The organism is Candidatus Omnitrophota bacterium (assembly GCA_016209275.1).
Taxonomy (GTDB): Bacteria; Omnitrophota; Gorgyraeia; order Aquiviventales; family Aquiviventaceae; genus JACQWM01.
This window is the reverse complement of record JACQWM010000028.1, coordinates 17,533-40,558: the sequence shown is the minus strand read 5'-3', so window position 1 is coordinate 40,558 and position 23,026 is coordinate 17,533. Positions and strand designations below refer to the sequence as shown.

Genomic DNA, 23,026 nt, shown 5'->3' with positions numbered 1-23,026 from the left:
GGTTACCGGGAGCCCCAAGGCCACCGCATCTCTTTGAGCGGCAGCACGCGGAACACGTACTTCCCGCGAATGCTTCGCTGCCTGCGCTGAGACGCCTCGCTCTGGCTCACGAGCGACACCACCAAATCAAATGCGATGATGCGCTTGTCATCATCGATGCTCACGCTCCCCGTCACCTTCTCGCTGTACAATTCTTCCTGCTGGGTGGCGCCGAACCCCAACACGGAGTAATAGACGCGAACGTCTTTGGCGGGGAGCGTATAGGTGCCGTACGCCGCTTGGTCGGCAAACTCAAACGTCAACCAGGTCAGATAGCGGGTGGACCGCGGAGTGGCGGCATCCGGCGAGGACACCGTCTCCGTATTCGAATCGCCCACCACCACCACGAAGCGCCGGCCATCTTCCAGGCGGTGCCCATCGGCGACGGACACGTCGTTCTCTGGCCCGGGGAATTTCCCCGCCATGGCCACCCCGTAGACGCCGTACGCCACCCCGGTCGTGGCCGAATCGGATGCGGCGCTGGCGGCCTCGCCCTGCATGCCGCACATCAGGCTCCCGATGAACGCGCTCACGACTGCCGCCAACACCATCCGAGCCATGGGCACTAGTCCAACTTTCTCGCCACCTTCTTCAATTCCCACGCTTCCAGCAGATCGCCGACTTGCAGGTTCGTGGCATGCGCTAACAGCACCCCGCACTCAACGCCTTCCTGCACCTCGCGCGCATCATCCTTCAGGCGCTTCAGGCTGCCGATGGTGGTCTCCGCCAGCCGATCCTTGCCGCGGATGACGCGGATCGTGCAGTCGCGGCGCACGCTGCCCTTCGTCACCATGCACCCGGCCACCAGGCCCTTCGAGGTCGGAAAGATCTTGCGCACCTCGGCGCGGCCCACGAAGAGCTCTTCAATGGTCGGCTCCAGCAATCCTTCGATCGCCGCCTTGATGGCCCCGACCAGCTCATAAATAATCTGATAGATATGCAGATCAACACCCTGTGTCGCCGCCAGCACTTGCACTTTCAGATCGACCCCGACGTGAAATCCCACGACAATCGCGTCAGACGCCGCCGCCAGAATCACATCCGATTCGTTGATGTCCCCCACGCCGATGTGCAGCATCTTAAACGACACTTCGTGCTTCTCAGCATCTAGCTTCTGCAGGCTCTGCACAATAGCCTCGAGCGAACCCTGGACATCGGCCTTCAGAATCAATCGGAGCTCCTTGAGCTTGCCTTCGGCGATGCGCTGGTGCAGCTCCTCTAGCGTGATGCGTTTTGGATGCAGCACCGCCTGCAGGTCTTTCCGGGTTTGCCGGTGTTCGGCCAGCTGCCGGGCCAGCTTATCATCCGGCACGATGAGGAACCGATCGCCGGCCTGCGGCACCTCGGGCAGGCCGAGCACCTCGATGGGTTTTGACGGCCCGGCCTCCTTGACGCGGTGACCGCGATCATCCACCATCGCGCGCACCCGGCCGATGAGGTGGCCGATCACGATCGTCTCGCCGATGCGCAGCGTGCCGTGCTGCACGAGCAGGGTCGCCACCGGCCCGCGATCTTTCGTTTGCTTGGCTTCAATCACCGCGCCCGAGGCGGGGCACGTCGGATCGGCTTTCAATTCCAGCAATTCCGCTTCGAGCAGCAGCATTTCCAAGAGTTGGTCGATGCCCTGCCGGCTGCGCGCGGACACCGGCACCATGATCGTCTTGCCGCCCCAGTCTTCCGCGATGAGGCCGTGCTGTGTCAGCTGCTGCTTCAGTTTTTGGGGATTCGCCTCCGCTTTATCCATTTTGTTCATGGCCACCACGATGGGAACATCGGCGGCGTTTGCATGGTTGATCGCTTCGACCGTTTGCGGCATCACCCCGTCATCCGCGGCCACAACCAGCACGACAATATCGGTGATATTCGCTCCTCGAGCCCGCAGCGCGCTGAACGCTTCATGGCCGGGGGTATCGAGAAATGTCACGCGCCCCTTGTCCAGCAAGACTTCATAGGCGCCGATATGCTGCGTAATGCCTCCGGCTTCCCGCTCGGCCACTTTCGCTTCGCGGATCGCATCCAGCAGGCTGGTCTTGCCGTGATCAACGTGCCCCATGAAGGTCACGACCGGAGCGCGCGGTGCGAGATGCGCGGGATCCGGCTCCGCCGCCTGCAGCAGCTGCTCTTCGAGGGTCGGCTGCGGGGCCACCTCCCAGTGAAACGCCTGCGCTGCCTTGGTCGCCACCGCCTCGTTCAGCGGGTGCAGCAGTGAGGCGAAGATCTTCTGCTGCATGAGATATTTGATCAGCTCGCTGGCATTCATCCCCATGGCCTGCGCAAGATCCTTAACCGTCACTGGAAATCGCAGCTCAAGCCGCTTGGGCGCTGCCGGAGTCTCGGCGGCAGCAGGCGGTGCCGTAAGCGCTTCCGGTGACGGCGCGGGCTTGGCGGATGGCGCGACAGGAGCCGGCGGTTTCGGTTTCGGCGGGGCCAGGGTGGCCGCCGCGGCGCGCGCACCACGGGCCGCCGGTGCCAGATGAAGCGATGGCGCCGCCGCTGGGCGAGCGGGCGCCGCCGACGACGGGGCCGTGGCGACGGGCCGGGCCGGCTTGATGATGGGCTCAGCGGACTTTGCGACGGCCGCTCGGGGGACCGATGGCGCCGTCGGAGCGGCTTTCGCTGCGGCTGAGGTCTTGGCCGCCGAGACCGCCGTTTTGGCGGCGGCCTTTGCGGGGGGCGCTTTTGTCGATTTCTTCACCGAGGCCTTTGCGGCGGGAGCGGCCTTTTTGGCTGGGGCGCGCACCGTCAGCGCTTTGCGCACGCGGTTGACCGCATCCGCATCCAGCGTGCTCGTAGCACTCGCGGCTCTCACCCGCAGGGCTTTGAGCTTGACCAACAGCTCGCTCGAGCTCAGATGCAAGGCTTTCGCGAGTTCGCTAACTTTCATTCGATGCCTCTGGCGTCCCTTCCTGTTCAGGTTCGGCCTTCGCGGGAGGTTGGGCGGCCTCCGTCGTCTCGCCGCCGTCAACCTTGGGACTCCGATCGGCGGCTCCGCCTGACGGCGAGGCAGGACCGCCTGACGGCGGCTGACTCAGGGATGCCTTTGCCGACTGCAGCAGCTTCTCGGCGGTTTTTTCGCCGATGCCTTTAATCGCGGTGAGCTGCTCCAGGGTCTTGGCCGCAAGCTGGGCGACCTTCGTGATGCCGGCCTCGTTCAGCCGCTGCTCCAATAAGGGACCGACGCCAGGCAGGCTGCGCAAGGGCGCGTCCGCCTGGCCGCTCTGTGCTAACTGCGAGCGGCTCTTGATGTCAAGCTGCCAGCCGGTGAGCTTCGACGCCAACCGCACATTCTGGCCTTTCTTGCCGATGGCGAGCGAGAGCTGATCATCATCAACGATCACCAGCGCATCATGCGCGTCGGCATGCAGCTCGATATCGGCGATCTTCGCCGGAGACAGCGAGGCGGCGATGAATTCCTTGGGATCCTCATGCCAGCGGATGATGTCGACTTTTTCTCCGTGCAGCTCGCGGACGATATTTTTCACCCGGGTGCCGCGCATGCCCACACAGGCCCCCACGCAATCCACCTTGTCATCGCCCGACGCGACGGCGAGTTTGGTCCGGTCGCCGGCCTCGCGAGCGATCCCCTTGATCTCCACGATGCCCTCGCCGATCTCCGGCACCTCAAGGGCGAAGAGCCCGCGGATGAAGTTGTCGTGCGTGCGCGAGAGCACCACCGCAGGCCCTTTCGCGCTCTTGCGGACGTCCAGCACATACCCTTGCAGGCGGTCGCCCTGGTGATACTCTTCGTGCGGGATCCGCTCGGATTTCGGCAGCACCGCTTCGGTCCGGCCCAGCTCCACAATGATATCACCCCGCTCAAACCGGTGCACGGAGCCGGTGATGATATCGCCGACGCGGCCCTGGAATTCGTTGAAGATGACGTCCCGCTCCGCTTCGCGGATTTTTTGGATGATCACCTGCTTGGCGGTTTGCGCGGCGATGCGGGTCAGGTGCGCAGAGTCAATCTCCTTGCCGGCGACGATCACGGTGAGTTTGCCGGTCTTGCGGTCAAAGGTGGCACTCGCCTCCGTTTCCTCGCTGACCCCTTCGCTCTTTTTGGCCGCCGTCGCCACCGCCGCCTCAACCGCTTGGATCAGGACCTCGCGGTCGACGCCTTTGTCCCGCTCAATCGACTCAAGAATGGTCAGCAATTCTCTACTGCTCATCGTCCTCGTCCTACCATCGCAGCGCTTTTTTCGCGACGGTGATCTGGGTGAATGGGACCGTGACGTTGCCAGCCGGCGTCTTGACCACCACCGCCTCCGGCTGGACCGCCAGAATGATGCCCATCAGCTCTTTGGTCTTTCCGTTGTCCGTCAACAGCTCCATGCGCACCTCTTCTCCGAGCGCTCGCTCAAAATCCCGCTTGGTCGTCAGCGGGCGATCCAGCCCCGGCGAAGACACCTCCACGATATAGCTGCTGTCAATGATGTTGGCCTGCTCTAAGGCGTTGCTGATGTGCTGATTGACCCTGGCACAGTTCGCCAGCGTGACACCGCCCGGCCGATCCACAAGCAACCGGATCAGCGCCTGGCGGCCTTGGGGGCGGCAGGTCAGCTCCACCAGCTCCATCCCCGCCTCCGCCAGAATCGGCTCAACCAACGCGTGAATCTGCGCCACCTGCGCTTCCTCTATTGGCATCGCTGGAGAATAAAAAAGTGGGGGATACCCCACTTGTGGCCTTGCTATGGTAAATCGTAGAATACTACGAAGAGGATGCCTTGTCAAGCCACTGGCGGATCGTTGCCGCAAGCTGGCTCGGCTCTGCCTGAACCTTCTGTTTGCTGGCTCGCTCGACGACTTCCACTTTTCGCTCGGCCTGCCAGACTTTGCCGATGACGACTTGAACGGGAATGCCAATCAAGTCGGCATCCTTAAGCTTCACGCCCGCAGAGAGTTGACGATCGTCCAGCAGCGCTTCAAGACCGGCCTTGCCGAGCGCCTCATACAGCGCTTCGCCAACCTTGCCCTGCTCAGCGTTGTCATGCTCCATGATGCTGATCACCACCTGAAAGGGGGCGAGGTTAACCGGCCAGATGATACCAGCGGCGTCATGGCCTTGCTCAATCGCCGTGGCGAGGATGCGGTTGACCCCGATGCCGTAGCAGCCCATGACCATGGGTTTGACCGCCCCATCCGCAGCTTGGAATTCCGCCCCCAGGGCTTGGCTGTATTTGGTGCCGAGCTTAAACACGTGGCCGATTTCGATGGCTTTCACAAAACGTAAGCGCCCTCCGCACTTCGGGCATGCATCGGCTTCAGTCACCATCCGAAGATCGGCCTCAGTAGTCACGGTAAAATCTCGGCCGGGGTTCACATTGATCATATGGGCTTCGGCCGCATTCGCTCCGGTGACCGCGTTGACCATGCGCATCACCGCATGATCCGCCACGAGCGTGACCCCACCCAGCTTGACCGGCCCGGTAAAACCCATCGGGGCGCCCGAAAGCCGCTCAATCGTCTTGGCATCGGAGAGCTTCACGTGCGCTGACGTGAGGACCCGGGCCAGCTTGGCCTCATTCACGTCATGATCGCCGCGCACCAGCACCGCGACATGCTCTTTCTCAACGTCGTAGATCAGGGTTTTGATCAATGCGCTCGATGGCACCTTGAGAAATTCGCTGACCTCTTTGACACTGTGCTTGCCTGGCGTTTTCACCACCTGGAGCGGCTGTGGCCGCTCGGTCGAAGGTGGAAGGTGGAAGGTGGAAGGTGGGCACGTGGCAGCTTCGAGGTTTGCTGCGTAGTCGCACGTGGTGCATTTCACGACGCGATCCTCCCCGCACTCGGCCGGCCCCATGAACTCTTGCGAGCCTGAGCCGCCCATCATCCCGGGATCCGCCTCGCAGGCCAGGAACTTCAGCCCGCAGCGAGTAAAAATCCGGTGGTAGGCCTTGGCCATGGCGTCATAACTGCGGCCAAGCCCTTCGTGATCCGCGTCGAAGCTGTACGCATCTTTCATCAAAAATTCTTTCGAGCGGATCACCCCGCCGCGCGGTCTTGGCTCATCGCGGAATTTGTTTTGGATTTGGTAGACCGTCATGGGGAGATGCTTGGGCGAACGGATTTCTTTGAGCAAGTCGGTGACGACTTCCTCGTGAGTCGGGCCGAGGGCGATTTCCTTGTCGGTGCGGTCTTTGAACGTGATGAGCACATCGCCGAGCAGCTCGTAGCGGCCGGTGCGCTTCCACAGCTCGGTCGGCTGAAGGACCGGCATCAGCAGCTCCTGCGCTCCGGCTCGATTCATTTCTTCGCGGACGATGGCTATGGCCTTCTGCAGCGCGCGCAACCCAAACGGCAGATACGAGTAGGCGCCGGAGCCGAGCCGGCGGATCAAACCCGCCCGCACCATCAGCTTATGGCTGATCGACTCGGCATCTTTCGGATCTTCTCTGAGTGTTGGCAGAAAATATCTGGACCACTTCATGAACGGTCAATGCCCTTATGGCTTCACCACATCTTCCGCCCAGTGGAAGAAGCGGTCGGTGAGTTTGGCGATTTCGGCCGCTTCATGGGCGGTAAAGGAACGATCTTCATACTCGATGAGGTGTTTTTCATGAACGATCCGCCGCAGCGTCTCGGCTTTCTGCTTCACCTCAGGGACTTTCGCCAACGCGCTGAGCAGATAGACCGCTGATTCATGATCCGGGCTGGCCGAGCGCTGTTCGGTGTAGTATACCAAAACCGCATCGCACGCTGAAATGGCACAGTGCACGGCATTCAAGCCCACCGCGTTCCAGCGACTCGACGCCATCGCCTGCCGCATCGACTCGAAAAATTCAGTCGCCTTCTTCAGGTAGCGGCTGGCTGCTACTCGTTCGACACGCCGGACCTTATGAGGTCGCGCGGCCATCCAAGACGTCCTTCAACGGTTGTCCCCACAGCAGCTCATGATCCTTGAGGATGCTCTGGAACACCGCGAGTTGTTGTTGAGACTTCTGTTGCGCTTCATGCGCGGTCTGAATATACGGAGCCACCGAATTGCCAAATGCTCTTGTGACGTCAGTCCAGACGCGCTCCATCCGCTTCTGCGCCTGCGGTTTTCCTTTCGCCGATCGAACAAGGATGAACACGTCGATGTCGCTCATCGGCCGCTCTTCTCCACGCGCCAGGCTCCCATAGAGTGCGACGCTCACGATCTCAGCACTCAATTCCTTGCCCAAGCCCCGACGCAATACGGTGCGCAAGCGCTCCTTGGCAGCGGCCTCTCGCGCAAATAAGGGCTTCAAGAGCTCCTGAACGAGATAATGATCCTCTCGCAGCGAATAGACGAAGCTCGCGCCGACTTTGCGGAAATCCAAGATGGTGGCCTGATGGAGCGCTCGCAACGCTCGATGCGTCATCACGGGGTTGAGCGAGAGCTCATCGGCCAGACGCCGCCCGCTCCACTGTCCGCCCTTGCGGCAGAGAAAGCGAAGCAGCTTAACCTTTCGCTCATCGTTGAGGATCGCGTTGATCGGCTGGTGGAATTGCATCGTATTGTTTAATCTATTAAACACGTGTTTAATAGATTAAACAATACCACGTGCCCCGGCGGCTGTCAAGGGTGCTTCTTGGAGGACGAGGCGGACTTCATCGAGGAGAGCGTCGATGAGCTCGGCTTCGGCGACGTGGCGGACCGCCACCCCTTTCCGGTAGATGATGCCAATACCCCCGCCGCCGGCCATGCCCACATCCGCATGCGCCGACTCCCCTGGCCCATTGACGACACAGCCCATCACCGCAACGGTCAGTGCCAGCGCGCGCGGTTCGCTCTGGGCCAGCGCTTGCAGCCGCTGCTCGACCTCTTTGGCAATGCCGATCACATCGATCTGGCAGCGGCCGCACGAGGGACACGCGATGACGTTGGTGCCGAAGCGGCGCAGCTCAAGCGAGGAGAGAATCCGCTGCGCGACTTTCACTTCATCGACCGGATCGCCGGTGATGGACACGCGAATCGTATCCCCGATGCCCTCGGCAAGCAAGGCACCGATGCCGATGGAGGATTTCACCGTTGAAGCTTCGAGCAGCCCGGCTTCGGTCACGCCGAGATGAAACGGATAGTCGCACAGTTGGCTCATCCGCCGATACGCGGCCATCATCTGCAGGACGTCGGAGGATTTGAGCGAGAGCACGATGTCATAAAAATCAAAGGTCTCGAGCAATCGCACGGACCTGAGCGCGCTGTGCACCATCGCTTCAATCAGGTTCCCGGAATACTCTTCCTCGCATTCTGGATCCAGCGACCCCACATTGACCCCGACGCGAATCGGCACCCCTCGCTCTTTCGCCCGATCCACGACCTGCCGAACCGCTCTCGCATTCCTAATATTGCCCGGGTTCCATCGGATTTTGTCAAAGCCCGCCTCAAGTGCTGCGATCGCAAACTGCGGATGAAAATGGATGTCAGCCACGAGCGGCACGTTGTGGCACTCGCGCCGGATCTCCGGCAACACATCAGCCGCCTCAATCGTCGGCACCGCCACGCGCACGAGCTCGCAGCCCGCCGTGGCCAGCGCTCGGATCTGCCGGCATGTGGCCTCGATGTCCGTTGTGTCGGTCTTCGTCATCGACTGGATCGACACCGGCGCTCCGCCTCCGATGAGGAGGTCTTTGACTTTGACTTGTCTCGTCTTGCGTCGAATCATCAGCGTCTCCATTCGATATCAGATATGAAATGGCCATTTCTTATCTGATATCGCCTGAATCGTTAGCGGTGGAACCAGCCGGCGACTTTGTCGAATACTCCTAAGCGGGAGAGGTCGTTGGCGCAGACGACGAGCACGAGGGACATGAGCAGCGCAAACCCCACCTGGGCGGAGCGCTCCTGCACTTTGAGGCTGATCGGCCGTCCGCGCAGCTGCTCCAAGGCGAGAAACAGCAGGTGGCCTCCGTCGAGAATCGGGATGGGAAAGAGATTAAAGACCGCAAGGCTCAAGCTGAAAAGGCTCACCAGAAAGAGCACCGGGCTAATACCCAGCTTCACCGCTTCAGAGGTGAGCATGACAATCCCGATGGGCCCGGTGACCGAGTCGCGCACCGACAAGCGCCCCGTCACCATCGACAGCAACGCCATCAAGGTCTGCTGCAGCCACTCGTTTTGCTGTGTCACCGCCCGCGTGGCGGCCGCGAAGGGAGCGAGGCGCGTTGACTGAAACGCCCCGCTCGGCGAGATGCCGATTTGCCCGACGGTTTTGGTTTGGCCTAAAAAATCGGTGAGGGATTTCGCTTTGGGCGTGATCGCCACGGAGAAGGTGGCCTGCTGCCGCTGAATCACGAAGGCCAGCGGGCGCTCAGGGGAGCGCGCGATGATCTTCGTCATCTGCTCCCAGCTGGCCAGCGGCTGGCCGTCGACGGAGGCGATGCGATCGTCCGGTTGAAGACCGGCCAAGGCCGCCGGCATCTGGGGCACGAGCTTGCCCACCACCGGCAGCAGCTCCGGGTAGCCGATGACGAAGACGGCCCAGAGGCTCACCAGGGCGACAAGATAATTCACGAACGGGCCGGCAAACACAATCAGGCCGCGCGTGGCGATCGGTTTGGACAGATATTCCCATGGCTGGTGCTGCCGCTCCTCGCCTTGTTCGCCGGCCATTTTCACGTAGCCGCCGAGGGGAATGGCGCTGACCGCATATTCGGTGTGCCCGCGCGTCCACGTCAGCAGGCGCGGGCCGAAACCCATCGAAAAGCGCAGCACGCGCACGCCAGCGCACCGGGCCACCACAAAGTGGCCGGCCTCGTGCACGATCACAAGAATCCCCAGGATGAAAATAGAAATGATGGCTGACATAGGCTTACGACGTGGCGCAATGCTCCGTGTGTTGGCCAATCAGCTCCTGGGCGGTGGCGCGGGCCCAGGCATCGACGCGAAGAATGTCATCCAGGGTCGGATGCGCCATCGCCGTGTGGCAGCGCATCGTCTCCTCGATGACGCGCGGAATCTCGTGAAAGGGCAGGCGCTCCTTGAGGTAGGCTCGAACGGCGACGTCATTGGCCGCATTGAGCGCTGCGCACGCCGTCCCGCCGGCCGTGGCGGCGTCCAGGGCCAGCGCGAAGCACGGAAATTGCTCCAGATCCGGCTCAGCGAACGTGAGCGAACCCAGCTGCGTGATGGCTAATCGAGGCAACGCATTCTCCCACCGGTCCGGGTAGCTCAGCGCATACTGGATCGGCAGCCGCATGTCGCACGGGCTCATCTGGGCAAGCCACGTGCCGTCCCGCAGCTCCACGATGGCATGCACCACCGCCTCAGGATGAATGACGACCTGCAGCTGCGCCAGGGGCCTATCGAAGAGCCACCGCGCTTCGATGATCTCCAGCCCCTTGTTCATCAGCGTTGCTGAATCGACCGTAATCTTCGGCCCCATCAGCCACTTGGGATGCGCTAAGACGTCGGTGTGCGTCACGAGTTTCCGCTGGGCCGGCGAGAGCTTCCATAAGGGCCCGCCGCTGCCGGTCACGATCAACCGGGCCACCTCCTCCTTCGCCACCCGCTGGAGGCATTGAAAGAGCGCGGCATGCTCGCTGTCGATGGGGACCAGGCTCGTGCCATGCTCCCGCACCAAGCGCATGATCAGCTCGCCGGCCATCACCAGCAGCTCTTTGGAGGCCAGGGCGATGCGCTTGCCGGCTTGGATCGCGCGCACGAGGGGTATCAGCGCCTCGTGGCCGGAGGTCGCCACGACGACCACGTCGACATCAGGATGGGTCGCCAGCTCCGTGAGCCCCGCCATGCCTGACATGATCTGCGCGCCGTCGACGATCAGCTCGAGCCGCTTCGCCGCCTGCTCTTCCCACACGCAGACCAGCGAGGGCCCGTACTGCTCCATCTGCTCAGCCACGAGATCCACTCGCGAGCGCGCGGCAATCCCGACCAACTGCAAACACTCGGGATGGGCGGCAATCACCTCCAGCGTGTTGCGCCCCACCGACCCAGTTGAGCCCAGCACCGCGACTCGCTTCATCTCAGCCATAGATGAGGATGCCATAGAAGAGGGGCGCGGTGAAGAGGAGGCTATCGAGCACATCCAACACGCCGCCCAGGCCGGGGATGAGCGAGCCGGTGTCTTTCACTTGGCAATCGCGCTTCAGCAGCGACTCCGCCAGATCTCCGAACTGGCCGCATAATCCCATGAGCGCTCCAAGGCCGAGGCTCAGCGGCATCGTCGGCATCCGGCCGAAGATGGGCTGATGCCCCAAGAGCGGCTCCGCGATGACCGCGGTGGCGGCGCTGACAAGAATCGCCCCGAGCAATCCTTCAACGGTTTTCTTCGGGCTGATCCGAGGGATCAGGCTGTGCCGGCCGATCAGGTTGCCGATGGCATACGCGCCTGCATCGCCCATTTTGGTGACGAGGATGAGATACGCCACCAGCAGCCGCCCATCGATGCCCTTCATCGCGCGAAGGTAGAAAAAATAACTCATCAAGGCCGCCACATAGGCCAGCCCAAACAAGGTCGTGGCCAACCCGCCCAGCGCCTCGAACGTGTTTTCCCGCGTAAACTGCCGAATGAAAATGATGATGATCGTGGCCGGCCAGAAAATATCCCACATCCAGCTGATCGCGCTCATGCCGGGACCCAGAATCGTCGTCGGCATCAACCCCGGCTTGACGAGCGAGCGCCACGCCACCAACGCGGTGAAAACCAACCCGAGCCCGATGGACAGCGGCCGGTGCACCAAAATGCCCCGATGGCGCACCATGGTGAAAAATTCGTACAGCGCTCCGGCCACAAACCCCCCGATCACCAGCGGATAGACCCAGAGGGGGAAGTAAAACAGGGTGGCGACGACTAACCCGATCAACACGGCCGCTCCCACCAACCGCCGGTAGAGATTCGCCATTTAGGCCGTTGCCGTCTCCACTTGACCAAATCGCCGATCGCGCCGTCTGTAGGCGTCGATCGCCTGCCTCAGATCCTCAATCGAAAAATCGGGCCACAGGGTCGGTGTGACGTACAGCTCGGTATACGAGGACTGCCACAGCAGAAAGTTGGAGAGCCGCTGCTCCCCGGAGGTGCGGATCAGCAGATCAGGATCGCCGAGATCCGGCGCATACAGAACGCTGGAGATCATGGCCTCGTCAATCGCCTCAGGGGAGACGGTGCCAGCGCGGACGCGGCGCGCAATCTCCCGCGCGGCATCCACGAGCTCTTGGCGGCCGCCGTAACACAGGGCAAGGCTCAAGGTCATGCGGCGGCACGCCGCCGTCCGCTCCATGACTGCTGCGAGGCTCGCATGGACGCCTGGGGGAAGTTCGTGCAGCCGGCCAACCGCCCGCAGCCGAATCCCGTTGGCGAGCAGCCTCGGCGTCTCCGCGTGAATAAAATGCTCCAGCAGCCGCATCAGCTCGCCCACTTCCTCGGGGGGGCGGAGGCGGTTCTCCCATGAGAACGCGTAGAGGGTGAGCACGCGAACACCCAGCTCGCAGGAGGCCTCGACAATCCGCCGGACGGCCGCAGCCCCCCGCTGATGGCCGATGATCCGTGGCAATCCCCTCGCCCCAGCCCAGCGGCCGTTGCCATCCATGATGATCGCGATGTGGCGTGGTATGTGCTGTGCGTCGTCCATCGCCTGACACAAAGACGCCCACGGCCGCCAGCCGGCGGCCCGTGGACGCTCCTTAGGGTGCGGTCGTTGCCGGCGTTGATGGCGCCGCCGGAGCAGCCGCGGGTGCAGATGCCGAGGCTTTGCGCGCGCGCTCCAGCTCGGCTTGCAGCTGCTCAATCGTCTTGATGTGCTCCTCGGCCTTCTTCGCGAGCTCATCTCGCTGGGCCTGGACGTCATCGAAATCGACTTGCAGGCTGTCGTAGTCCTCTTCCAGCTGCTCCTGGTCAATGCGGGCCTGGTCTAAGTGCGTGCCGACCCAAGCCAGAGCCACCGCCAGCACCACCGTCAGCCCCCCTAACCCAGACCAAATGAGGATCGTTCTTCGAGGCATCGCCATATACTCGCTCCAATCGTAGATTATGATTACACAGATTATGAAAAGCGATTACACAGATCAATGTGTAATCACCCATATAGTCATTTCACTTACTATACGGCGCGTGGTTCGACACCCGCTCCGCTTCCTGCTCATACGCTTTGCCTGATGCTTGATTCGGGATCATGATGATTTCGACGCGCCGGTTTTTCTGACGGCCCTCCGCCGTGTCGTTGGAGGCGATGGGGCGCTCTTCGCCATACCCGATCGTCGTAATGCGCCGGCGATCGATCTGGTGCGCGGTGGCCAGATGGTCGGCTACGGCGTTGGCGCGCGCCGCTGCCAGCGCGTAATTATCCGCCCACCCGGAACGCTTGATCGGCTGGTTATCCGTGTGCCCCTCAATGCCGATCGGCTGATTCGGAAATTGCCGAAGGACGGTGGCCACACGGCCCAGCACGCGATGCGCGCTGCCGCGCAGCTGGGCTTTGCCGGAATCAAACAGCACCGCATCGTGGACCCGCGTCACGAGGCCGCGGTCGTCATAGCCCACCTTGGCATCGGTCGCCGAGAGCTGCTGCTCCAGCATCTCTTTCGCCTTGCGCAACTGATCCGCCTCCTCAGCCTTCAATTGCGCGAGCGTCTTGAATTGCTCCAGCTGGTCGCTGAGCTCCGCAAGCTGCTGGATATCCCAGGGCGAGCGTTTGGCAAAATTCACCGCGCAACCAGCCGTCAGACCAACCACCACGAGCATCACGAGCCAACGCCGCAACATTCCGACCTCCTGTCGCTGTATTCTACTACCAATGGCTTGTCTTGAACACCTGTTCTCGCTTTGAGCCGGTCGAAATCAAACCAATAGACACCTCCAAGAGCTGCTCGAGCCGCTGGACATAGCGCTGGGCGGCTTTAGGCAAATCGTCGAAGGAGGCCGCATCGCAGGTTTCGGCCTTCCAGCCAGGCAGCGATTCGTACACCGGGGCAACACGGGAGAGCTGCGCGATATCCGAGGGGAACTCTTCGATCAGGCGGGAACCGCCTGCCTCGTCCCGGTAGCCCGTGCAAATCTGAATGGTGTCCATCTCATCGAGCACATCGAGCTTCGTCACGGCGATCGCATCGCAGCCATTGACGACCACCGCATGGCGGGCCACCACGGCATCAAACCATCCGCACCGGCGGGGCCGTCCGGTGGTGGCTCCGAATTCCTTGCCCTTGGTGCGGATCTGCTCCATCAGCGCGGGAGGAAATTCCGTCGGAAACGGGCCTTCGCCGACGCGCGTGGTGTAGGCTTTGACGACGCCCAGCACGCGATCGATGGCCGTCGGCGGCACCCCAGCGCCCGTGCAGGCTCCGCCGGCGATGGCATTGGAGGACGTCACATAGGGATAGGTGCCATGGTCGATATCGAGCAACGTGCCCTGCGCGCCCTCAAAGAGCAGACGCTTCTTCCGGCGCATCGCGTCCCGCAAAAAGCGCGGGCCATTGACCACGTGCGGGGCGAGCCGCTCTCCGTAGCCGCGATAGCGCTCATAGAGGTCGTCGTACGACATGGGCGGCTCGTGGTAGAGCGCGGCGAAGACGCGATTCTTCTCCTCGATATTGGCGCGCAGCTTCAGCGCGAAGGTCTTCGGATCGCACAAATCTACGATGCGGATGCCCGCGCGGGCAATCTTATCAACATAGCACGGGCCGATGCCGCGGCCGGTCGTGCCGATGCGCCCGACCCGTGTGGATTCTTCCAGCAGATCAAGACGCTTATGGTAGGGCAGAATGACATGGGCGGTATCGGCGATCTTCACGGCCTGCTGCACATCGATCCCGCGCACGGCGAGTTTCTTCATTTCCGCCAGCAGCGCCTCAGGATCGATGACGACGCCATTGCCGATCAAGCCGATTTTCCCCTGATGGAGCAGCCCGGAGGGGATGAGGTGGAAGATGAACTCTTCGCCATCGGCGATGACGGTATGTCCTGCGTTGTGGCCGCCCTGGTAGCGGATGAGGATGTCCGCCTCTTCGGAAAGGACATCGATGACTTTGCCCTTGCCTTCATCGCCCCATTGAGCTCCCACAACTACTGTATTCATCTCTCTCACTGCGACACATGACTCATGACCCAAGACTCATGACTAAAGCCACACAGAAAAGTCATGGGTCACGGGTCATGTGTCATGTGTCCTGGATCGCCGTTTCGTCATAGTTTGATCAGTTTTGCATCCAGCACATGCTTGAGTTTCTTCACTTGCTCCATGACTTTGGGAGGGATCGCGTTGTCGATGTTGATGACGGTGATGGCCGTGCCACCCGGCTCATCGCGCCCGTTCGTCATGCCCGCGATGTTGATCTTCGCCGCCCCGAGCAGCGTGCCGAGGCTGCCGATCAACCCCGGCTTATCCTGGTTTTTCAGGATCAGCATGTAGCCTTCCGGTGTGGCCTCCACGAAATACTTGTCAATCTTCACGATGCGCGGCTGGCGGCGCGCGGAGAGCGTGCCCTGCAGCGTCAATGTTTTTCCATCGCTGAGCACCTCGAGGGCGAGCACATTGGCGAATTCTTCCATCCGGCTCGCTTTCGCTTCCACCACTTTGACGCCGCGCTCGGCGGCGATCAGCGACGCATTCACGTAATTCACATTCTCGCCCACCATCGGCTGCAGAATGCCTTTGAGGATCGCGAGGGTGACTGGCGACGTATCGTGCGAGGTCACTTCGCCCACATAGGTGACGCGCACCTCGGCGATTTGGCCGGCCAGCTGCGAGGCGAGCGACCCCAGCCGCTCGCCGAGGATGATGTACGGCTGCAGCACTTGCAGCGTCTTCGCATCCACGGAGGGCATGTTCACCGCATTGCGGATGCCGCGGCCTAAGAGCGCATCGGCCACCTGCTTCGCCACTTCAATGGCCACATTGAGCTGCGCCTCTTGCGTCGAGGCCCCAAGATGCGGCGTGCAGACGACTTTGGACAGCTTGAAGAGCGGATTGTCTTTCGGCGGCTCTTCCTCGAACACATCGATCGCGGCTCCGCTGACTTTGCCCTCATCGATCGCCGTCTTGAGGGCCGCCTCATCGATGATGCCGCCTCGCGCGCAGTTGATGAGCCGCACGCCGGATTTCATCATGGCGATTTCTTTCTCGCCGATCATGTGCTTCGTTTCGGCCGTCAGCGGCGTATGCACCGTGATGAAATCGGCTTCCTGGTAGAGGGTCTTTAAGTCCGTCAGTTGAATCTCAAGCTGCTGCGCGCGTTCGGATGAGAGAAAGGGGTCGTACGCGATCACCCGCATGCCGAAGGATTGCGCGCGCTTCGCCACCTCGGAGCCGATTTTGCCGAACCCGACGATGCCCAGCGTCTTGCCGAAGAGCTCGGTCCCCACGAATTTCGAGCGCTCCCACAACCCGGATCGCACATGCGCATCGGCTTGGGGAATGCTGCGCGCGCAGGCCATGATCATGCTCATCGTATGCTCGGCCGTGGAGATCGTGTTGCCGGCCGGCACGTTCATGACGATGATGCCGCGCTTGGTCGCCGCCTCCGCGTCGACATTGTCGAGGCCGACCCCTGCGCGCCCGATGACCTTCAGGTTCTTGGCCTTGGCGATGACCTCAGCCGTCACTTTGGTCGCGCTGCGCACCACCAGCCCGTCATACGGCTCGATGATCTCCGCGAGATCCTTGGGCGAGAGGCCAGTTTTGATATCAACCGCTAACCCCTTTTCCGACTTCAGAATCTTGATCCCATCCTCCGACAGATGATCCGCAATCAGCACCTTCAGCTGTGCCGTCTCTTTCTTCGCTCGGTCTGCGGTCTGCGGTCTGCTGTCTGCTGTCTGTGGCATCACGTTCTCGCTCCTACGGCTTTATAGCCCAACTCGGTTAATGCGCCTTCCAAGGCGGTCAATCCCGCCGCGATGTCCTCCGGTGAAATGAAGCCCATGTGGGCAAACCGAAAGATTTTGCCTTCCATCTCGCCCTGGCCGCCGGCCACCATCACATGCGAGCGCTCATACATCGTCTTGGTCAGTTTTTTTCCGTCGATGCCGGCCGGCACGTTGATGGCCGTGACTCCATTCGAGGGTCGCTTGGAAAACAGGGTGAGCCCAAGCGCTTTCGCACCAGCGCGCGTGGCTTCAGCCATCGACGCGCACCGCGCGATCTGCTGCGCCACCCCTGTGCTCAAAATCAGCTTCAACGCTTCATCCAGGGCGATCACCGTCGAGACGGCTGACGTAAACGGCGTGTCATCATCCGCCAGAGATTTTTTGTACAGCCGCAGATCGGTGTAGAAGCGCGGCGTCTTGGATTGGTCGACCAACGCCCAGGCGCGGGTACTCAGGCTCAAAAAGGCAAGACCTGGCGGCAGCATCAGCCCCTTTTGCGAGCCGGTGACGACCACATCGATGCCCCACTCATCGGTCTTGCAGTCATCGGCGAGCAGGCCGCTGATCGCATCGACCACCAGCACCGCCGGGCTGTTGCGGGTCAGCGCGGCAATCGCCTTGATGTCGTTGACGACGCCAGTTGAGGTCTCGCAGAGTGTGGCGAACACCGCGTTCGCGTTGGGATGCGTGTTAAGCGCTTCGGCCACTTTTTGCGGATCAACCGGATCGCCATAGGCGACAGGGATCGTCGTGGCTTTGACACAAAAGGCTTTGCAGAGTTTCTCCCATCGCTCGGCGAATTTTCCTCCGAGAATGACGATCGCCTCATCGCCCGGTGAGAGCAGATTCACCACGGCCGCTTCCATAGCACCCGTGCCTGAGCTGGTCAGACACACGACATCGTTGGCCGTCTGCATCGCCGTTTTCATGCCGGCCATCGCGCGCTTAAATAAGGCGCGGTAGGCGGCCGTGCGGTGATGAATGATCGGCCGTCCGAGCGCCTCCCTCACCTGCGGCGGCAACGGCGTCGGTCCTGGAGTGAGTAACATGTCTGAATTCATCACTACACGCTCCAATCGTTAGTGATTCAGTAATTAAGTGATTGGGTGATTAAGCGGCGGCTTGCCCAGCACACAAATCTCTCAATCACCCAATCACTGAATCACTCAATCACTTCTTTGGTTTGCCGCGGATCACTTCATCCACGATGCCGTACTCTTTGGCTTCATCGGCGGACATGAAGTAGTCGCGGTCGGTGTCCTTTTCGATTTTGTCCAAGGGCTGGGTGGTGTGCTTGACCAGCAGCTCGTTAATTTTCTCGCGCAACCGCAAAATCTCCCGCGCCTGAATCGAAATATCCGACGCGGCCCCTTGGGCCCCGCCCCACGGCTGATGGATCATGATGCGCGCATCCGGCAACGCAAACCGCTTGCCTTTCGTGCCCGCGCACAAGAGCAAGGCGCCCATGCTCGCCGCCTGCCCCACGCAGTACGTCGCCACCGGCGGCTTCACAAACTGCATCGTGTCGTAAATGGCCAGGCCCGCCGTCACCGAGCCGCCCGGGGAATTGATATAGATGTTGATTTCCTTATCCGGATCCTCGTTCTGCAAGAACAATAATTGCGCGATGATCAGGTTGGACACCACGTCATCGATTGGCGTGCCGATAAAGACAATGCGATCTTTGAGCAGCCGTGAGTAGATATCGTAGGCGCGCTCTCCGCGCGGCGATTGCTCCACGACCATCGGAACCAACAGTTGTCCGTGCTCGCTGCTCATCTTCCCCCTCATGGTTGCTGAACCGGTGATTGAGTAATTGGGTGATTCAGTGATTGAGTGATTTTGGCTTCACGTTTCAACAGCTCAATCGTCTTCTCTTGCCGGATGGCCGAGGCCACCGACCCCCAGAGCCCTTGGGCATCAAAGATCTTGCGCACGTCAGCCGGGTCTTTCTTCCATCGCTGCGATAATCTCCACAATCGCTCGACGAGATCTTGCTCCGCAACGCCGATCTGCTCTGCCTCGGCGATCCGATCGAGGATAAACGCCAATTTGACATGGCGCGCAGCGCTCGTGCGCAATTGCTCGGTGAATTTCTTCAGCTCCTCCTCCACCTGGCCTTCGGTGATGCCGGAGAGGAGCAGCCGAACTCGAAAATCGCGCGTGAGCTGCTCGGTTTGCCGCGCCACCAGCTTCGCCGGCACGGCAAAGGCGTGGCGAGCCAGCAGCTCGTCGCACAACGCCGTTTCCACATCGCGCGCCTGCGCGGCGCGCTTTTGCTCCCGCAGCTTGGCTTCCACATGCTCGGTGAGTTTCGCGACGGTGTCGAATCCCAGGTCTTTGGCGAACGCCTCGTCCAGCGGCGGGACTTTCCGCTCTTTCGGCTGGCCCTCGCCGGCCGGCACGAGCTGCGCCATCGAGTCTTGCAGCGACGCGAGCGCGCGCTGCAGCTCCTCCGCGGCTACCTCCAAGGATGGCTCGGTCAGCGGAAGGCCTGTGTACGCGCCCAACGCAAACGTCGGCTCAACTTCAACCGTCGCTTCCAACGTCAGGCCATCGGCGTCGTTGAGCTGCACCTGCTTGACTTCGAAGGGCCCGACGGGTTTGAGCTGATGCGCCTTGGCAGCCTGCTCCAGGGCGCGGCGGCTGAGCCGCTGCACCAGCTCCTGCTGAATCGCATCGGCGTACTGGCGCCGCACCAGCTCCACCGGCGCTTTGCCTTTCCGGAATCCCGGCAGGGCGGCTTCCTTTTGGAATTCGGCGAGGACCGCGGCCCGCACGGGGGCGACCTCCTGCGGGCTCATCACGAGGCGCAGCGATTTTTCGCAGGGAGCGGTCTCGGTCACCGCGTGATCATCGCCGTCTCGTGTTGGGCGTGTGGACTTCTTGAACAAGGCCATGGGTCGTTCGAGGTCGCTGGGTGCCCTTCGCGGTTAGAGTCGGAATTTCTCGCCGAGGTAAATCTCACGCGCCCGCGGATCCGTGATGAGCTCATGGGCGGTGCCAGCGATCAGGACGCGGCCCTCGGCCATGATGTAGGCTCGGTCGGTAATCGCCAGCGTCTCGCGCACGTTGTGATCGGTCAATAAAATCCCTAAGCCACGGCGCTTCAGCTCGCGGATGATCTCTTGAGCTTCAAACACGGTGATGGGGTCGATGCCGGAAAAGGGCTCATCCAGCAGGATGAACTCCGGGTTCGTGACGAGCGCTCTGGTGATTTCCAGCCGGCGCTTCTCGCCGCCGGAGAGCGTGAGCGCCTTCTGCCGCGCTAAGTGCGTAATGCCCAATTCGTTCAGCAGCAGATCCAGGCGATTCCGGCGCTCTTTCGGCGACATCTCCAGGGTCTCCAGCACGGCCAGGATATTCTGCTCAACGGTCAGCTTCAGGAAAATCGACGGCTCCTGCGCGAGGTAGCCGATCCCCAGCCGCGCGCGTTGATACATCGGCCAGTCGGTGACCTCGCGGTCATCCAGCATGATGCGCCCGCCATCCGGCCGCACATAGCCGACCATCATCGCGAAGGTCGTCGTCTTGCCGGCCCCGTTGGGCCCCAGCAGGCCGACGATCTCGCCGCGGGAGACAGCGATGTCCACGCCGTCCACCACCGGGCGGCCGCCATAGCCTTTCACCAGCCGTTCAGTTCGTAGCCGTTGCATGCGTGGTCGGGCTCGGCGATTCCATCAGGCCGCCGAGCGACAGTTGCGGGGGTTGATTCTTCTCCGTCGGGTACAGCAGCAGCGACGGTTTTCCCACCAGCGTGATCTTGCCTTTTCCGGGCTCATACACCGCCCGATCGGAGAGCGCGGTATTGTCATGCTGATGGATGCGGACTCTGCCGGTGGCTTCGGCATACTTGATGGTATGCGTGGCCTGATCGATGTAGGCGACGAGCCGATCCGAATAGAGATCGCCGTTGGGGTCGTTGACATGGACGTTGCGCTCAAACGTGGCCACGCTGTGCTGGTAGTCGAATGACAGCGGCCCGTCGCAGGTGATCGTCACCTGGCCGGGCCCGTCGGGGTGGTTGAGGCTGACGGCGTCATGGTCGGAGGGATTGAGCACCATTTCGATGTCCTGCTCAAGCCGCGCGAATTTTAGCTGCGTGAGGCCGTTGAGCCCCCGCCCCCGCAGCAGCATGTGATCGGTCTCGATGCGCACCGATTGATCCGTGCTCATGCGGTTATCATCCGGGATCCAATTGAGCCGCGGCGTTGAGAGCCACAACCCGTCGGTGGTGTGGATGGTCACGTCGTGCTCCATCTGCACATGGCGGTTGGTCTGATTGACCCGGGCGATCGAGGCCGTCAGATACGCCGTGCGCCCGGGGTCAAACCCGGTGGCGTCTGGGCGCAGGATCGTGACCAGGTTCTCCTCAAGCGTCGCCCCTTGGCCATTGAGCACCCACTTCGTGCCGCCGCCTTGATGGTAGCCGGTCAGCGTGAAGCTGCTCATTCGCTGCTCGGTTTGGGGCGCGGCCGGCTTGGCGGCGTGCTTGGTGCCACCGAACTTGCCGCATCCGATCAACGAAGCACAGAGCAATAGAGCGACCCATGACGCATGACCCATGACCCATGACTGTGACGTTCCGGACGTCCTGGTTGCTGCAGGAACAGGCCCCTGGCGTGTGTCGTGTGTCATGGGTCGTGTGTCCTGTGTCGCCGTTTCGCTGGTGGGACGAGTCTTCCAGCGACGATGCATCCAGACCCACTGCTCAGGGTACCGGCGGATAGCGGACTCGACCACCGCGCTCCAGGCCTGCGTTAATTCGCGCATGGCTGCCGTCCGATCGGCGCCTGGCGGCGCGCGCAACGGCGGCTCAACGCTCAAGCGAAATCGCCGTCCGTCTCGACGGAGAAAACAAGGGATGATGGGTGCCCCGGTCATCACGGAGAGCGCGGCCGGCCCAATCGGCGTATGCGCCGGCTGGCCGAAAAAGTCGACGAACACGCCATCGAGGCTGTCGATGTCCTGATCCGGCAACAGCCCGATGAGCTGATTCGCGCGCAAGAGTGCGGCCACATCTTTGGCCGCACCGCGGGCCAGCGTGGTCACGCCTTTTGCGCCGCGCATCGAAATCAAAAATGATTCATACTCCGGATACCGCAGCCGGCGTGCGAGCACCGCCCCTTCAAAACCGAGCGATCGAAGATAGAGCGGAATCAGCTCCCAGTTGCCGAAGTGCGCCGTCACCATCAAGGCGCCGTTGCCCTGCTTCAGCGTTTCGCGGATGTGGTCGATGCCTTCGGCCGAAATCAGCTGCTGCAGATCCGCCGTCGAGAGCTTCGGCACCTGGAGCCATTCCATCATATTGCGCCCGAGATTGACGAACACCCCGCGCGCAATCCGCCGCCGCAGCGATGGACTGACCGAAGGCCCCAGGGCGTAGGCGAGATGCTGGTGGGCGAGGCGCCGCTGGCTACCGATGAAATAGTAGGCTGCCGTTCCCAGCGCTGCCCCAACCGCCTGGGCGGCTGGCAGGGGAAGCGCTTGGGCGCTTACGCGCAGCGCCTGGAACCCTAAGTACATGATTCGTCGACGGATAGGGTGCTTCATAATCAGCGAAATATGATACGCCTTTTCGGAGGGAGCGTCAACTACAACGAGCGGATCGAAGAATTAATCCAAGCCAAGGGCAAAGCGAAGCGCGGCATGGAGGGCGAGCAGCTTTTCTTGAGTCAGGAAGCACATCCGCTCCTTGAGCGCCTCCTTGGGAATCGTCGTCAGCACATCGCAGTTGATGACACACCGTTTTGGCATGCCATCCGTCTGACCCAGGGGGACTTCAACCGGAATGTCGCGGATGGTCGTGGTCACTTGCGCCACAATGATGGAGACTCTCACCTGAATGGCCCGTTGACGCGAGATGATGACCACGGGTCGTTTCCCGATGGGTGTCGGTAACTCGGCCCACCACACTTCGCCCCGCTGCATTACCAGGAATCCCGTGCCAAACTGGTCAGACCGGCCTTGTAGTACCCCTCGACATCAGCGGCAAGCTCGGGGTGGCGCGCATAGCCGGCAACATAGCGTTCCTCAAGAGCTTCTTGCTCTCTCATGCGCAGCCATGTCCGAAATGCCATCAGCAGGATCCGGCTTCGGCTATGATGCGTGCGCTTGCAGAGCTGTTCAAGGCGCGTAAATTCGCTCCGGGGAAAACTGATCGCGGTTTTCACGGCCTGTGCCATCGGCATCCTCCAGGATTACTT

General features: G+C 61.7%; 23 protein-coding genes. All 23 read right to left on the bottom strand.

Features of this window, described 5'->3' with window-relative positions:
• Window positions 1-2: 2 nt before the first annotated feature.
• Window positions 3-599, bottom strand: a complete 597-nt coding sequence (locus HY737_04145) for a hypothetical protein (protein ID MBI4597576.1) — start codon at window positions 597-599, stop codon at window positions 3-5.
• Window positions 600-604: 5 nt separating this feature from the next.
• Window positions 605-2,923, bottom strand: coding sequence for a translation initiation factor IF-2 (infB, locus tag HY737_04140; protein ID MBI4597575.1), 2,319 nt, complete (start codon window positions 2,921-2,923; stop codon window positions 605-607).
• Entirely contained in the window at window positions 2,913-4,205 is a 1,293-nt protein-coding gene (gene nusA, locus HY737_04135) for a transcription termination/antitermination protein NusA (protein MBI4597574.1), read from the bottom strand. The genes infB and nusA overlap by 11 nt, the downstream gene beginning before the upstream one ends.
• A gap of 10 nt (window positions 4,206-4,215) precedes the next feature.
• Window positions 4,216-4,680 (bottom strand): ribosome maturation factor RimP, encoded by a 465-nt coding sequence (locus tag HY737_04130; protein MBI4597573.1) that lies wholly within the window; start codon window positions 4,678-4,680, stop codon window positions 4,216-4,218.
• A gap of 64 nt (window positions 4,681-4,744) precedes the next feature.
• Entirely contained in the window at window positions 4,745-6,466 is a 1,722-nt protein-coding gene (locus HY737_04125; protein ID MBI4597572.1) for a proline--tRNA ligase, read from the bottom strand.
• A 15-nt stretch (window positions 6,467-6,481) separates the two neighbouring features.
• A complete protein-coding gene (locus tag HY737_04120; protein MBI4597571.1) occupies window positions 6,482-6,892 on the bottom strand; it encodes a HEPN domain-containing protein in 411 nt (136 codons plus the stop codon).
• Window positions 6,873-7,538 (bottom strand): nucleotidyltransferase domain-containing protein, encoded by a 666-nt coding sequence (locus HY737_04115; GenBank protein ID MBI4597570.1) that lies wholly within the window; start codon window positions 7,536-7,538, stop codon window positions 6,873-6,875. Before HY737_04115 ends, HY737_04120 begins: the two co-directional genes overlap by 20 nt.
• A gap of 12 nt (window positions 7,539-7,550) precedes the next feature.
• Window positions 7,551-8,666: a flavodoxin-dependent (E)-4-hydroxy-3-methylbut-2-enyl-diphosphate synthase gene (gene ispG, locus HY737_04110; protein MBI4597569.1), complete on the bottom strand. Its 1,116-nt coding sequence runs from the start codon at window positions 8,664-8,666 to the stop codon at window positions 7,551-7,553.
• A gap of 62 nt (window positions 8,667-8,728) precedes the next feature.
• On the bottom strand, window positions 8,729-9,808 hold the full coding sequence (gene rseP / locus HY737_04105) for an RIP metalloprotease RseP (protein ID MBI4597568.1): 1,080 nt from the start codon (window positions 9,806-9,808) through the stop codon (window positions 8,729-8,731).
• A 4-nt stretch (window positions 9,809-9,812) separates the two neighbouring features.
• A complete protein-coding gene (locus HY737_04100) occupies window positions 9,813-10,982 on the bottom strand; it encodes a 1-deoxy-D-xylulose-5-phosphate reductoisomerase (protein MBI4597567.1) in 1,170 nt (389 codons plus the stop codon).
• 1 nt (window position 10,983) lies between these two features.
• Window positions 10,984-11,862, bottom strand: a complete 879-nt coding sequence (locus HY737_04095; protein ID MBI4597566.1) for a phosphatidate cytidylyltransferase — start codon at window positions 11,860-11,862, stop codon at window positions 10,984-10,986.
• A complete protein-coding gene (locus HY737_04090; GenBank protein MBI4597565.1) occupies window positions 11,863-12,588 on the bottom strand; it encodes an isoprenyl transferase in 726 nt (241 codons plus the stop codon).
• Window positions 12,589-12,640: 52 nt separating this feature from the next.
• On the bottom strand, window positions 12,641-12,958 hold the full coding sequence (locus tag HY737_04085) for a hypothetical protein (protein ID MBI4597564.1): 318 nt from the start codon (window positions 12,956-12,958) through the stop codon (window positions 12,641-12,643).
• A 91-nt stretch (window positions 12,959-13,049) separates the two neighbouring features.
• Complete coding sequence (locus HY737_04080) at window positions 13,050-13,718, bottom strand: OmpA family protein (GenBank protein ID MBI4597563.1); 669 nt, start codon at window positions 13,716-13,718, stop codon at window positions 13,050-13,052.
• Window positions 13,719-13,743: 25 nt separating this feature from the next.
• Window positions 13,744-15,030, bottom strand: coding sequence for an adenylosuccinate synthase (locus tag HY737_04075; GenBank protein MBI4597562.1), 1,287 nt, complete (start codon window positions 15,028-15,030; stop codon window positions 13,744-13,746).
• Window positions 15,031-15,137: 107 nt separating this feature from the next.
• Complete coding sequence (locus HY737_04070; GenBank protein ID MBI4597561.1) at window positions 15,138-16,715, bottom strand: phosphoglycerate dehydrogenase; 1,578 nt, start codon at window positions 16,713-16,715, stop codon at window positions 15,138-15,140.
• Window positions 16,716-16,777: 62 nt separating this feature from the next.
• Complete coding sequence (locus HY737_04065; protein ID MBI4597560.1) at window positions 16,778-17,881, bottom strand: alanine--glyoxylate aminotransferase family protein; 1,104 nt, start codon at window positions 17,879-17,881, stop codon at window positions 16,778-16,780.
• A 109-nt stretch (window positions 17,882-17,990) separates the two neighbouring features.
• Entirely contained in the window at window positions 17,991-18,599 is a 609-nt protein-coding gene (gene clpP, locus HY737_04060; protein ID MBI4597559.1) for an ATP-dependent Clp endopeptidase proteolytic subunit ClpP, read from the bottom strand.
• Between the two features lie 8 nt (window positions 18,600-18,607).
• Window positions 18,608-19,720, bottom strand: a complete 1,113-nt coding sequence (locus tag HY737_04055) for a hypothetical protein (protein MBI4597558.1) — start codon at window positions 19,718-19,720, stop codon at window positions 18,608-18,610.
• Between the two features lie 33 nt (window positions 19,721-19,753).
• Window positions 19,754-20,476, bottom strand: a complete 723-nt coding sequence (lptB, locus tag HY737_04050) for an LPS export ABC transporter ATP-binding protein (GenBank protein ID MBI4597557.1) — start codon at window positions 20,474-20,476, stop codon at window positions 19,754-19,756.
• Window positions 20,457-22,346 carry an LPS export ABC transporter periplasmic protein LptC gene (lptC, locus tag HY737_04045; protein ID MBI4597556.1) on the bottom strand — a complete coding sequence of 630 codons (1,890 nt, stop codon included), beginning with the start codon at window positions 22,344-22,346 and terminating at the stop codon, window positions 20,457-20,459. The genes lptB and lptC overlap by 20 nt, the downstream gene beginning before the upstream one ends.
• A gap of 90 nt (window positions 22,347-22,436) precedes the next feature.
• The gene (locus HY737_04040; protein MBI4597555.1) at window positions 22,437-22,751 is read right to left on the bottom strand and encodes a type II toxin-antitoxin system PemK/MazF family toxin; all 315 of its coding nucleotides are present in this window, start codon (window positions 22,749-22,751) and stop codon (window positions 22,437-22,439) included.
• Window positions 22,751-23,005, bottom strand: coding sequence for a hypothetical protein (locus HY737_04035; protein MBI4597554.1), 255 nt, complete (start codon window positions 23,003-23,005; stop codon window positions 22,751-22,753). The genes HY737_04040 and HY737_04035 overlap by 1 nt, the downstream gene beginning before the upstream one ends.
• Window positions 23,006-23,026: the final 21 nt, after the last annotated feature.

Excerpts from the sequence above, each read along its gene's own strand:
- HY737_04145 (MBI4597576.1), bottom strand. The coding sequence starts at position 599 with ATGGCTCGGATGGTGTTGGCGGCAGTCGTGAGCGCGTTCATCGGGAGC.
- infB (MBI4597575.1), bottom strand. The coding sequence starts at position 2,923 with ATGAAAGTTAGCGAACTCGCGAAAGCCTTGCATCTGAGCTCGAGCGAG.
- nusA (MBI4597574.1), bottom strand. The coding sequence starts at position 4,205 with ATGAGCAGTAGAGAATTGCTGACCATTCTTGAGTCGATTGAGCGGGAC.
- HY737_04130 (MBI4597573.1), bottom strand. The coding sequence starts at position 4,680 with ATGCCAATAGAGGAAGCGCAGGTGGCGCAGATTCACGCGTTGGTTGAG.
- HY737_04125 (MBI4597572.1), bottom strand. The coding sequence starts at position 6,466 with ATGAAGTGGTCCAGATATTTTCTGCCAACACTCAGAGAAGATCCGAAA.
- HY737_04120 (MBI4597571.1), bottom strand. The coding sequence starts at position 6,892 with ATGGCCGCGCGACCTCATAAGGTCCGGCGTGTCGAACGAGTAGCAGCC.
- ispG (MBI4597569.1), bottom strand. The coding sequence starts at position 8,666 with ATGATTCGACGCAAGACGAGACAAGTCAAAGTCAAAGACCTCCTCATC.
- rseP (MBI4597568.1), bottom strand. The coding sequence starts at position 9,808 with ATGTCAGCCATCATTTCTATTTTCATCCTGGGGATTCTTGTGATCGTG.
- HY737_04100 (MBI4597567.1), bottom strand. The coding sequence starts at position 10,982 with ATGAAGCGAGTCGCGGTGCTGGGCTCAACTGGGTCGGTGGGGCGCAAC.
- HY737_04095 (MBI4597566.1), bottom strand. The coding sequence starts at position 11,862 with ATGGCGAATCTCTACCGGCGGTTGGTGGGAGCGGCCGTGTTGATCGGG.
- HY737_04090 (MBI4597565.1), bottom strand. The coding sequence starts at position 12,588 with ATGGACGACGCACAGCACATACCACGCCACATCGCGATCATCATGGAT.
- HY737_04085 (MBI4597564.1), bottom strand. The coding sequence starts at position 12,958 with ATGCCTCGAAGAACGATCCTCATTTGGTCTGGGTTAGGGGGGCTGACG.
- HY737_04080 (MBI4597563.1), bottom strand. The coding sequence starts at position 13,718 with ATGTTGCGGCGTTGGCTCGTGATGCTCGTGGTGGTTGGTCTGACGGCT.
- HY737_04075 (MBI4597562.1), bottom strand. The coding sequence starts at position 15,030 with ATGAATACAGTAGTTGTGGGAGCTCAATGGGGCGATGAAGGCAAGGGC.
- HY737_04065 (MBI4597560.1), bottom strand. The coding sequence starts at position 17,881 with ATGAATTCAGACATGTTACTCACTCCAGGACCGACGCCGTTGCCGCCG.
- clpP (MBI4597559.1), bottom strand. The coding sequence starts at position 18,599 with ATGAGCAGCGAGCACGGACAACTGTTGGTTCCGATGGTCGTGGAGCAA.
- HY737_04055 (MBI4597558.1), bottom strand. The coding sequence starts at position 19,720 with ATGGCCTTGTTCAAGAAGTCCACACGCCCAACACGAGACGGCGATGAT.
- lptB (MBI4597557.1), bottom strand. The coding sequence starts at position 20,476 with ATGCAACGGCTACGAACTGAACGGCTGGTGAAAGGCTATGGCGGCCGC.
- lptC (MBI4597556.1), bottom strand. The coding sequence starts at position 22,346 with ATGTACTTAGGGTTCCAGGCGCTGCGCGTAAGCGCCCAAGCGCTTCCC.
- HY737_04040 (MBI4597555.1), bottom strand. The coding sequence starts at position 22,751 with ATGCAGCGGGGCGAAGTGTGGTGGGCCGAGTTACCGACACCCATCGGG.
- HY737_04035 (MBI4597554.1), bottom strand. The coding sequence starts at position 23,005 with ATGGCACAGGCCGTGAAAACCGCGATCAGTTTTCCCCGGAGCGAATTT.